This is a genomic window from Parafilimonas sp. (assembly GCF_051953455.1).
GTDB lineage: Bacteria > Bacteroidota > Bacteroidia > Chitinophagales > Chitinophagaceae > Parafilimonas.
The window spans coordinates 82,161-94,932 of the sequence record NZ_JBQCIT010000022.1 but is presented as its reverse complement, the minus strand read 5'-3'; the positions used below and the strand labels follow the sequence as shown (position 1 = coordinate 94,932).

Sequence of the window (12,772 nt, the reverse complement as noted above, 5' to 3'; positions counted from 1 at the left end):
ATTATCGGTTTATCCATACCGGCGCCAGCCAGGCAACAGGTTTTTTTGCATCGGCATTTTTTGCATCGCCACCGCCGGCATTCCAAACCCGTACAAAATAATATGTCGATCCTTCATCTGGCAGGCTTACATTCCAGGTAACCGTATATTCCCCTTTGGTAGTATAGGTTTTTGCTATTTTGCCGCTGTCTGTAATAATATCAAGTTTTGTAATTTTATCTGAAGCATCATTTATATCGGGATCGTTAATATTGATTTTAAAACGATAGGTTTTTGCAGAAGGAATTGTAGAGCCCATAATGTTATCATTAACCGTATAACTGCATTGAATATTTTTTTCAAGCGATGCATATGTTCGCCTGTTTTTCATTGCATCAAGAATGGCCGCTTTCGTTTTATTCTCTGCCAGCACAAATGTTCTCGAAGTATGATTTGCTATGCCGGTTAAACCATGATTATCATTACCGCAAACAGGCGAGACTTTCCATCCTTTATCCAAAGCATTTATGAAACCTTCATAATGAATTTTATTATTTGAATTGATTACTTCCAACATGGTAATAATATTGGTTATGGAATCGTCCCGGTATGCCCAGTTGTTATATTGTTCAGGCCCGGGATGATTAAAGCTTGCTACCACCGGACCTTCTCCGTTTGGTTTTACAGTTTTAAGCCAATTATATAAGTATTTAAGATCAATACCTGGTTTTAATGCATTAAGGTATGTTGCTGTATTGATAACATTGATATGCCCCTGGCCGTTGGGTCCATCATTTTCCGAATGCTCATAGCCTCTTATGGCAACGAAATCTTTGTTGGTAGCAGCTTCAGCGCTTTTCGCGGTACTTATCCATGCTTTATTTAAACTATCCGGTGGATTAAAAATATATTCCTGTGAATGATCTGTTGTTACATAAAAATCATAACTGTTTTCTTTCGCCACTTTATAATGTACAACAGGATCTCCCTGGTATTTTTGCCAGCCGGCTTTTAATGAAAGGCCAGGCCCCGGATATTGGCTTGATTTTATAATGATAATAGCAGGGCATGCCTCAATTTTTACGTAGCCAGCCTTCCATGTGTCTATAGCATCATCGGTGCTGTCTTTATCAAAAACTGCAATTCCTTTACAATTGTTTTTTTCTATCTGTTCACCATGAGACCATGTATAACTTGTGTGTGCATGTGTGTTGCCTGTATATATATTGTATTTACCTGCAATCTTATTGGTTTGCGCATTAAGCATTTTGGCAAGCAAGAAAAAGCAAAACAAAAAAGCGTACCTGTATTTTTCTGTAATCGTCATGCGTTAGGTTTTTATCATTTATCAAGAGACGCAGAATAAATTTTGATACCATCTATTATTGCCTTAAAAAAATTTTCTTTTTATAGTATCCGGAAACTGCTTTTGTCTCTTAATACTTGACGGTTGTTTTATGCTGTAAGCATGATCATGGTTAAGCATTGCTTTGGATCAGAATGTAAAACTTGTTCAGAACCCGGGATATTAAAATTTAATTGAATGGAGATGAAGTTCAGATTATTAATTATGCTTGTTTTCTGTTTATCCTGTTTTCAGAAAACAAGCAACGCCCAAACAAAACCAAACATCATTGTAATAGTAGCAGATGATCTTGGTTATGGCAGCCTCGGCTGTTATGGACAGCAAATGATACATACGCCAAACATTGATGCGCTTGCTGCTGGTGGTATTAAACTTACAGATTACTATTCCGGCTCAAGTGTGTGTGCACCATCAAGGGAAGCAATGCTTACAGGCATGCATACCGGCCACACGTTTATACGTGGTAATTTTCTTACGGATGAAAAAGAAGATCCGGCCATGCCCTCTGATAAAACAACGCTTGCAGAGCTGTTAAAACAAAATGGTTATGAAACAGCGTTGTTTGGCAAATGGGGGTTAGGTGGCGAAGGCCATGGCCCGGAAACGCAGGGATTTGATAGTTCATTCTGTTATCTTGATCAGATAAAAGCACATAATTATTACCCACCTTTTTTATATGAGAACGGCAAGAAGATAAAGATAAAAGCTAATGCCAATGATGGCCGTGGTGAATATAGCCATCATCTTTTTGCCGCAAAAACTTTGACATATATCAGCAACAGGAAAAAAGATCAGCCGTTCTTTTTATTCCTGCCTTATACGCTTCCGCATGGGGAATATACCTTACCTGCAGCTGCGCCCTACTCTTCCAAAGACTGGAAAGAGCTATTTAAAGTATATGCCACCATGATATCATTGCTCGACAGTGATGTAGGCAGAATTGTACAGGCTTTAAAAGATAAGGGCTTATTTGAAAACACGCTTATCATCTTTACAAGTGATAACGGCGCCAACCTTGCCTTCGCAAAATTCTTTAATGGCAACGGGCCTTACAACGGCGCCAAATTCGGGTTAAATGAAGGTGGCATACGTGTTCCGTTTATTGCGCATTGGAATGGAAAAATAAAGCCTGCCCGGCAATCAAATCATGTGTGCGCATCCTGGGATATCCTGCCAACAATATGTGAAGCGGCCGGAATACAAAGGTCTTCAAAAATTGATGGAGTTTCTTTTCTTCCTTCACTCTTAAATCAAAAACAAACAGCGCATGAATATTTATATTGGGAATATTACAACTATAATTATAACTGGGATAAGCCGGAAAACAATTTGCCAAGAAATTATCTTGATAGCCGGGCTGTAAGAATTGGCAAATGGAAAGGCCTGCAGCAAAATATGTATAAAGATAAAAATGCGGCCATTGAGTTATATGATCTTTCAAATGATGCGGGTGAAAAGATAAACCTCGCCGAAAAAAATCCTGAAATTGTAAAACAGGTGCAGCAGGTTTTTAAAGAAGCTTCGCTTCCCGATCCTCCTTTTTTTCCATACACCAAATAATTATCGAATAAATAAATCATAATGAAAAATATATCATTTATTGTAAAATGTTTGTATGCTTTTGCATCATTATTCCTGCTTTGTTTTTCCCTTCGAAGTGAAGCCCAGATGCATGTTATTGACGTAAAGAGTTCTGATGAACTAAAAGATTTTTTTAAGTATTCAGAAGACAGAATTCCATTTATAAGTTCACACAGGGGCGGCCCATTAAAGGATTATCCTGAAAACTGCATTAAAACATTTAATAATACTTTGCAACATACATGGTCGCTGATAGAAATGGATCCGCATTATACCAAAGACAGTGCTTTGGTTGTAATGCACGATCCAACGCTTGACAGAACTTCAAACGGGCATGGTAAAATAGCAGATCATACGCTGAATGAATTAATGCAGCTGCGTTTAAAAGATATGGAAGGTAAACTTACCAATGAAAGAATGCCAACATTTGATGAAGTGCTTGAATGGGCAAAAGGTAAAACGATGCTGATGATTGATGCGAAAGAAGTACCAATAGAAGTGCGTGTTAAGAAAGTAAAAGAGCATCATGCTGAAAACAATGCAATGGTAATGGCCTATACGCTGGATGATGCAAAAAAATGTTACGCGCTTGATAAAAATATTATGATGGAAGCCGTATTTATTCATGATAAAAAAACGGCGGATGAATTTGATAAATCAGGTGTGCCATGGGAAAAAGTTGTTGTATTTGTAACGCATACAGAACCAAAAGAAGCAGATATATTTGATTACATTCACGCCAAAGGGGCAATGTGCATAAGAGGCAGTTCAAGAACGATTGATAAAGACTTTACAAAAGGTATCATAAAAGACACGGCTGCCTTGTATGAAAAATACAGGGAACTAATTAAAAGCGGCGCCGATATAATTGAAGCAGACCTTGGTATTGAAGCCGGAGCCGGTATAAAATCTTTGCAAAAAATGACCGGCAGCAAAAAGAAATATTTTAAAATAGTAAAATGAATCATCACGTTATAAGGATTATTCTAATCAAACTGTTTGTATTTGTTATTGCAGGTGCCGGAAATATTGTATTTGCAGGTAATATCTATAAGACCATTTGTAACGATTCATTGCCAAATCAAATATTAATAACGGATCAAAACCTTAACCGCTTACTTATAGTTGATGCTAATAAAAGGCAAACAACCTGGGAATGGCTTCCTGCCAGAGATGGAATTGATTCAGCTAATGTGGAATGGTTTCATGCCATCAGCGAAGTAAAACCTGTTTTCAATTCACAATATATATTGACTGTAGCTTCCGGTGGCGGCATGGCCCTTATACGCATTACCGATAAAAAGGTTTTGTTTTATGCTTATGCCGGTGGCAATACGCATTCTGCTGCTATGCTGCCTGATGGTAATATTGTTACAGCATCCAGCACCGGTAATTATTTAATGGTGTTTCATACGGATACATTGAGCTTTCCAAATAATGTCTATTCAAAAAAAATATACCTGCCTTTTGCACACAATACTGTGTGGGATAAAAAGCGGCAGGTGTTATGGAGCGCGGGAAAAAATAAAATATATAAATACAGTTATAATTTTAATTGCCAGTATCCTGATTTGATTTTATTGGATTCAATAAAAATTGATGGCGATGATGCGCATGATCTTTATCCTGATTATGGTAAAGATTCTTTATGGGTCACAACCCCTAAACATGTTTTTAAATTCAGCCCGGCAGATAATAAAATAGTTGCAGTTAACGATGTGAATACGGTAAATATAAAATCTGTTTCATCCGGCCCCGAAGGATATAAAACTATTATGATGAAGCCGAAAGAAAAATGGTGGACGGATGAAGTGAATGATGCTGATGGTAGTATAATTTATCAGCAGGATAGTCTTAAAATATATAAGGCAAGATGGCTGTTAAATAATGATTTTTCTGAAAGGGAAAATGAAGAATTTACGCCTTGCCGGTAGTTTGTTCTTAGATAAAAAATAAATTATAATAGTATCAACGTTCAAAAAAGTGCTCTTACTAATTAAACTGATTAAAGATGATTGCAAAGCCAGCGTTATTTAGCTTATTTTTTTTTCTGAGTAACGGCCTACATGCCCAGTCAACACCGGCGAAGCCCAATATTATTTTAATTTATACAGACGATCTTGGTTATGGAGATATAAGTGCTTACGGCGCAACCAAAGTGCATACACCCAATATTGATAAACTGGCCGGCGAAGGATTAAGTTTTACCAACGCGCATGCATCTTCGTCAACCTGTACGCCCTCACGCTATTCATTGCTTACAGGCAAATATGCATGGCGGCAGCAAGGCACCGGGATAGCGCCGGGCGACGCGGCGCTCATCATCCCAACAAATAGTACAACCCTGCCCGGTATGTTGCAAAAAGCCGGATATAAAACCGCTGCTGTTGGTAAGTGGCATCTTGGTTTGGGGCCGGCCGGTGGCCCGGATTGGAACGGCGATATAAAACCCGGGCCTTTGGAAATAGGTTTCAATTATTGCTTTATTATGCCTGCAACCGGCGATCGTGTTCCATGTGTTTATCTCGAAAATCATCGTATTGTAAATCTTGATCCTGCTGATCCTATACAGGTAAATTATAAAGAAAAGGTTGGCAATGATCCTACCGGAAAAGAAAATCCTGGGTTGTTAAAAATGAAACCTTCGCACGGTCATGATAATACAATTGTAAATGGTGTTAGCCGTATTGGCTGGATGAGTGGTGGCAATAAAGCAAGATGGGTAGATGAAAAAATCAGTTCTGTGTTAACCGGTAAAGCCATTGACTTTATTAATCAGAATAAAAACAATCCTTTCTTTTTGTATTTCGCAACACATAACATACATGTGCCGCGTATGCCCGATTCTGCATTTGTTGGTAAGAGCGGTTTGGGTGCAAGAGGCGATGCCATTCTTGAGCTGGACTGGATTGTTGGGCGCATTACACATACACTCGATAGCCTGGGCATTGCCGATAATACACTGTTGATTTTTTCGAGTGATAACGGGCCGGTTGTTGATGATGGTTATATGGACGAAGCGGTAAAAAAATTAAACGGGCATACACCAGGCGGGCCATTAAGAGGAGGTAAGTACAGCGCTTTTGATGCCGGCACAAGAATACCTTTTATTATACGCTGGCCGGGAAAAATTGATGCCGGAAAAAAATCGGATGCATTGATAAGCCAGCTTGATTTATATGCATCATTTGCAAAACTTACAGGAACAAAAATCGGTAATAATAATGCGCCGGACAGTTTTGATGAGCTTAATGTGCTTTTAGGCAAGTCTTCAAAAAACAGGCAATATGTTATTGAACATGCAGTGAACGGAACGCTTTCAATAATAAAAGATAACTGGAAATATATTGAACCGCATGCAGGTGATGCGTTAATGAAAAATACAAATATTGAAAGCGGCTTTAGTCTTCAGCCGCAGTTGTATGATCTCTCAAAAGATATAAAAGAGCAAACAAATCTCGCAGAAAAATATCCTGCGAAAGCCAAAGAATTAGCCGCCTTGCTTGAATCTGTAAAGAAGGAACCATAATAATTTATCCAATAAGAAAAAATTTTTCTGATCAGATGGTATCTGTATAGTTTTTTTGTCTCTACATCAATAACCACCATTATGAACAAAAATGATTTTCAGGAACATTCAGATCTTAACGATCTTATATGGAGCGATGACTTTAGAAACTGGGTGTTAAGGCCTGATGCGGTTTCTGATGCATTTTGGCATGAATGGTTAAGCAAAAATCCAGATAAAAAACAGTTAACGGATTCTGCAAAAAATATAATTCTTTCATTAAAAGCGAAAGAGCCGGGATTAACAGCAGAGGAAATGAGGATGGCCATACATAAAATTATGAATGAAAGCTATGCGACTAAACAAGCCGTGGTGAGAAAGCTCATGCCTCAAAAATATTGGTATGGTATTGCTGCTTCTATAATTTTTCTGCTGGTTACAAGCTTGTTTTTTTTGTTTAGAAATCCGCAATCAAACAACAATCTTTTATCAAAACAAAAAATTGTGCAGGATAGTGTGCTGGTGGCAGAAAATAATACAGGTAAGCCCAAAACAATTGTGCTGGAAGATGGCACTAAAATAACACTGGAAGATAATTCTTTCATACGCTGCCCGGCCAGTTTTAAAGGTTTGCTCATGAGGCGTGTTTATTTAACAGGCGATGCTTTTTTTGAAGTAGCACATGATGAATCCAAACCCTTTTTGGTATATGCAGGCGGGCTTATAACAAGAGTGCTGGGTACAAAATTTTTTATACACTCACTCGATAAAAATAAACAGGTTAGTGTAGAGGTAATGTCGGGTGTAGTGGCTGTTTATCGGGAAAAAGTGAAAGACTCTGTCAGCGCTGATAACAAAAAAGAATATTCGCTTGTATTAACACAAAATCAAAAAGCAAACTATTCAGAAGCAGATGAAAAGCTGGTGGCTACACTTGTTAATAACCCTGTAGAAATAGCGCCTAACACAACAAACCTGAATTTTCAAAATACATCGGTAGATAAAATATTTGATACTATAAGTGCTGCTTATGGTATTGATATAGTTTTTGATAAAGCTTTATTTGCCAAACGAACTTTTACAGCTGAGTTAGCTAAAGAATCATTGTATGAAAAGATGGATATTATAACCAAAGCATTGAATGCCCGTTATGAAATTAAAGATGGAAAAATCTTTGTTTATGCGGAATCTCAATAAAATTACTGATAGCTTTTAAAACAAATTTTCTCTAAAGATTGCTTTGTACAAATGCTGCGGATTATGTAGTGAACCGCAGGCAATAAACTATTGTTTAAGCTGCAATAATCTTTTAATTTAACCAGAAAATAAACTCACTATTACTATATCATTAAATGTAAATAGTTAACTATAAACAACTGTATTTACGAACTAAACTTGCCGGATATGAAATTGATCAAACCTATTTTGCTGGTAGCATTTACTATAATGCTTGGCACGCAAACCATGCTCGCACAAAACGTTTTAAACAAAAAGATTTCACTTGAAACGAGCAACGAAAACATTACCCAAATCCTTAGCCTTATTGAAAAAGAGGCTAATGTAAGATTTGCCTACAGTGCCGAAAATTTTGGAACAGATAAACTGTATTGCAACTATAAAGTGCAACCGCTTTCCAATATTCTTACCCAGGTATTGGAGAAAGATAATATTGCTTACAAGGTGCAGGGCAATCTTATCGTTTTGTACAAAAAGGAGACGGCCAATAAAAGAACGGATACCATTATAACCGGCAAAGTGCTGAGTACTTCCAATGAAGCATTAAGCAGTGTAAGCGTAACTGTAAAAGGCGGCCAAAGCGGAACATCTACAGATGAAACCGGCAATTATGCTATATCAGTTCCCGACCATAATGCTGTGCTTGTTTTTTCTCATGTAGGATATAATTCAGAAGAAGTAGCCATAAACGGGAGAGACGTTGTAAATATTTCCCTCACACCTTCATCCTCTTCCCTTGAAGATGTTGTAGTAGTAGGATATGGCACACAAAAGAAAGCTGTGGTAACCGGCGCCATTTCGAGTGTAAAAGCATCCGATCTCGAAAACCAGCAAATAGGCAGGATTGAACAGGCGCTGCAGGGCCGGGCATCAGGATTAACCATTGCATCAAGCTCGGGCGCACCCGGCTCTGCTGCAACGGTGCGGATAAGAGGCACCACTTCATTGAATGATGGCGCCAACGAGCCTTTGTATGTTGTGGATGGCGTTGTAGTTACAAGCGGAGGTATTGATTACCTGAACCCATCTGATATTGAATCTATAGAAGTTTTAAAAGATGCAGCTTCTGCGGCCATATATGGCGCCCGTTCTGCTGCCGGTGTAATTTTGGTTACCACCAAAAAAGGAAAATCAGGTGCCCTGCGTATTTTATATAACGGTTATTACGGCGTTCAGTCTCCTGCAAAAAAACTTAACCTGCTCAATGCCTCGCAGTATGCTTTTTACCGGAATGAGCAGGCCGTAAATGATGGCGGCAACGCGGTATTCGAAAACCCTGAATCTTTTGGCAAAGGCACCGACTGGCAGGACCAGGTATTTAATAATCATGCCGCTATTCAAAACCATAACGTAAGCTTAAGCGGTGGTGGCGACCGTTATACTTTTTATTCATCCTTTGGATACTTTGGACAGGATGGTATTGTGGCTCCGCAGATATCTGATTACAACAGGTATAATTTCAGAATAAACAGTTCTTATAATGTAACACGATGGCTCACGTTTGGAGAAACGTTGGGTTATTCCCACATCGATACAAAAAGCAATGTGGCCGGCAATACGGATTTTGGCGGGCCGCTGAGCTCTGCCATTATGATGGACCCTATAACAAAAGTGGTAATTACTGATCCCGCTGAGGCAGGCGAAGTGCCTTATTCAACGCAGCCTGTGGTAAGGGATGGTAATGGCAACCCGTATGGCATATCCAGCTATGTGGTGCAGCAGGTTACCAATCCCCTGGCTTATACCAAAATAAATGAAGGCAACAATAACTGGTCTGATGATTTTGTCGGCAACGTTTTCCTGGAAGCCCAGCCTGTAAAAGGTTTAAGATTACGTTCAACTGTTGGCGCCACACTTAGCTATGGCGGCAGCGAAAGGTTTACCCCAATCTATTATCTCAATTCAAACCAGTTCGCTACCAATACTGCGTTTGGACGCACCATGAACAGGTCGTTAAATTATAATCTTGAAAACACCGTTTCTTATGGCAGAGAATTGAACAAACACGATTTCACCATACTGGTGGGCCAGGGTACATATCTTGACAACAACAGCCGCGGAACCAGCGTTACCTACTACAACATTCCCGCTTCTACATTTAAAGAAGCTTCGCTGAATTATGATGTATCAACAACCGATATTTCAGCCAGTGGCTTTGAAGGCATTCATCATACAGTTAGTTCATTGTTCAGCAGGTTAACTTACGACTACGATGGTAAATATCTTTTCACCGGTATTATAAGAAGAGATGGTTCTTCGCGTTTTGGTCCTAATAACCGGTATGGTTATTTTCCATCTGCTTCTGCCGGCTGGGTTTTGTCAAGAGAGAATTTCTGGGGCGATAATAACTTCATCAACTTCCTGAAATTGCGGGCCTCTTATGGTGTTACCGGTAATGATGTACTGGGTAATTTCCGTTATCTCTCCACTGTAGGCGGCGGAAGAAATTACAGCTTTGGCATTGATAACTATTTAATAGGATACAGCCCTGATGCACCCGCCAATCCGGATCTTAAATGGGAACAAACAAGCCAGTTAAATTTTGGGTTTGATGCGGTGCTTTTTCAAAACTGGTCTTTAACTTTTGATTGGTATAATAAAAAAACATCAGGCATATTACAGGTATTGCAATATCCTGCTTATGTGGGTGCTACAGGCTCTTCCTATGGTAATGTGGCTGATATGGAAAACCGCGGTATGGAACTGGAACTTGGGTACCGGAAAAAGATCGGCAATGTATCATTGAATGTGAGGGGCAATGTTTCAAAACTAAAGAATGAAGTAACCAACCTGGGACAGGAGAAACTCTTTCTCGAAGGCGGTGCAACCCTGCAAAGCAGTACGTATGCACTTACCCGCACAGCCGTAGGGCAATCCATCGGCGCTTTTTATGGTTTTAAAACCGATGGTATATTCCAGAATCAAAAAGAAATTGACAGTTATACCGGCCCTGGCGGCAGTCTTATTCAACCCAATGCTTTGCCGGGAGATTTCAAATGGATTGATTTAGATAATGATGGTGTTATTACGGAAGCCGACCGTACTTTTATAGGCGATCCTATTCCGGATTGGTCGTATGGTATTACCGTGAATGTTGCATGGAAACAATTTGATATTGTGGTGTTTGGACAAGGCGTTTCCGGAAATGATATATTCCAGGGGGTAAGACGGCTTGATATCCCCACTTCCAACTGGCAAACGAGCGTGGAAGGCCGCTGGCATGGAGAAGGCACTTCCAACAATTATCCGCGTTTAACAATTAAAGACCCCAATAAAAACTATGCTAATCCTTCTGATTACCGCTTGCAGAAAGGCGATTATTTCCGGATAAAAACCATGCAGGTTGGATACAATTTCCCGGTATCTGTGTTAAACAAAGCAAAGCTGAAAACAGTAAGGGTTTACATAAGCAGCAACAACCTTATAACCTTTACCAAATACACAGGCTTTGATCCTGAAATTGGGGGCAGCAGTTATGGAATTGACAGGGCTATTTATCCACAGGCAAGGTCATTTCTCATCGGTTTAAACTTTGGTTTCTAAACATCAAAAAGCTTACAATGAAAACAACTAATATACATACTATAGCACTGGTTTTATCGATCTCAATACTTGCAGTTTCCTGCAGTAAAGATTTGCTGGATGTAGATCCCGAAGGTACACAGGTAGAAACCAATTATTATAAAAATCCCCAGGAAGCATTTAATGGTTTGGTGGCAGCGTACGACCCTATTGGATGGGAAAGCGATGCAGGAAGTTCCTATGCCAATTTTCCAACACTCGTGGCTGCATCTGATGAATGTTATGGCGGTGGTGGCAGCGCTTCTGATGTTCCGTTTCTAAATACAATGGACAGTTATTCTATAGATGCTGCCAACGGCCCGCAGCTTGGTTTTTGGGATAAAAATTTTACCGGCATTTCAAGGGTTAATACTATTATTTCAAAGTTAGAAGCAGGCGTCCCCGGTTTGAGTGATGAACTGAAAAACAGGTATATCGCTGAAAGCAGGTTTTTAAGAGCGCATTATTATTTTGACCTTGCAAGATTATTTAAAAATGTTCCGCTTTTTACGGAACCGCTTGCTGCTGATGAAATATATAATGTTACTCAGGCAAGCGTGGAAGATGTATATGCGCAGATTGAACAAGACCTTAAAGACGCAATTGCGGCAGCCGAATTGCCGGATATAGTTGACAGAATAACGGAAGGCGGCAGGGCAACCAAAGGCGCAGCGCATGCTTTACTGGGCAAGGTATATTTATACGAAAAGAAATGGCCCGAAGCTGCAAGTGAATTAGCCATAGTAAACGGTACGCCGGGGCAGGCAAATGCTGCTTATGGTTATCAGTTACTTTCAAATTATGCAGATATTTTTAAGGTGAATAATAAGTTCAGCAGTGAGGCTGTATTTGAAATATCACATACAACATTGGGCGGCACTACATGGGGCGATGTTTCAATTGCGGAAGGAATGATAGCCTGCCAGATGGTTGGCCCAAGAAGTTATAACGGCCCAACTTATTATTCGGGCTGGGGCGGCTGCCCTATATCAGATAAGCTGTTTAACGATATGCATGGCGACCCGAGATATTCAACTACCATAAGCGATATTGATAGTCTTGTGCAATTAGGTGAAGCCACTTATGTGCCGGGTTATCAGAATACCGGGCATTTTGTAAAAAAGTTTGCACCACTTATAGAATTTAAGAGTACCGGCGCAGGGGCGGCGCCTTTAAACTATCCGCAGAATTATATTGAAATTCGGTTGGCAGACACTTATTTAATGGAAGCTGAAGCTTTGGTAAATGCAGGCGGCGATTTAACAAGGGCTGCTGCTTTATTGAATGCGGTGCGTGCCCGTGTAGGGCTTGAGCCCGTTGCTGCAACACTGGATAATATTTACAATGAACGTTATCTTGAACTGGCAACAGAAGGCCATCGCTGGTACGATCTTATAAGGACCGGAAAGGCAGAAGCGGTATTGGGGCCATTGGGTTTTAAAGCCGGTAAGAATGAATTATTACCTATACCGTTACCCGAACTGAACAATACAAAGCTTGTGCAAAACCCGGGTTATTGAGTGATTAATACATTATGTTTT

Annotated in this window: 8 protein-coding genes; 7 read left to right on the top strand and 1 reads right to left on the bottom strand. The window is 39.7% G+C overall.

Features of this window, described 5'->3' with window-relative positions; genetic code table 11:
- Position 1: 1 nt before the first annotated feature.
- Complete coding sequence (locus tag ACTHN6_RS08975) at positions 2–1,306, bottom strand: CehA/McbA family metallohydrolase (protein WP_440435414.1); 1,305 nt, start codon at positions 1,304–1,306, stop codon at positions 2–4.
- A gap of 222 nt (positions 1,307–1,528) precedes the next feature.
- Between ACTHN6_RS08975 and ACTHN6_RS08970 the strand changes: the two genes are divergently transcribed.
- From ACTHN6_RS08970 to ACTHN6_RS08940, 7 genes are all read left to right on the top strand, one after another.
- Positions 1,529–2,905, top strand: coding sequence for an arylsulfatase (locus ACTHN6_RS08970; RefSeq protein ID WP_440435413.1), 1,377 nt, complete (start codon positions 1,529–1,531; stop codon positions 2,903–2,905).
- Positions 2,906–2,926: 21 nt separating this feature from the next.
- Complete coding sequence (locus ACTHN6_RS08965; protein ID WP_440435412.1) at positions 2,927–3,889, top strand: glycerophosphodiester phosphodiesterase family protein; 963 nt, start codon at positions 2,927–2,929, stop codon at positions 3,887–3,889.
- Entirely contained in the window at positions 3,886–4,860 is a 975-nt protein-coding gene (locus ACTHN6_RS08960; protein ID WP_440435411.1) for a DUF6528 family protein, read from the top strand. The genes ACTHN6_RS08965 and ACTHN6_RS08960 overlap by 4 nt, the downstream gene beginning before the upstream one ends.
- 77 nt (positions 4,861–4,937) lie before the next feature.
- On the top strand, positions 4,938–6,455 hold the full coding sequence (locus ACTHN6_RS08955; RefSeq protein ID WP_440435410.1) for a sulfatase family protein: 1,518 nt from the start codon (positions 4,938–4,940) through the stop codon (positions 6,453–6,455).
- 81 nt (positions 6,456–6,536) lie between these two features.
- Entirely contained in the window at positions 6,537–7,631 is a 1,095-nt protein-coding gene (locus ACTHN6_RS08950; RefSeq protein ID WP_440435409.1) for a FecR family protein, read from the top strand.
- 207 nt (positions 7,632–7,838) lie between these two features.
- Positions 7,839–11,213, top strand: coding sequence for a SusC/RagA family TonB-linked outer membrane protein (locus tag ACTHN6_RS08945; protein ID WP_440435408.1), 3,375 nt, complete (start codon positions 7,839–7,841; stop codon positions 11,211–11,213).
- Positions 11,214–11,230: 17 nt separating this feature from the next.
- A complete protein-coding gene (locus ACTHN6_RS08940; RefSeq protein WP_440435407.1) occupies positions 11,231–12,751 on the top strand; it encodes a RagB/SusD family nutrient uptake outer membrane protein in 1,521 nt (506 codons plus the stop codon).
- Positions 12,752–12,772: the final 21 nt, after the last annotated feature.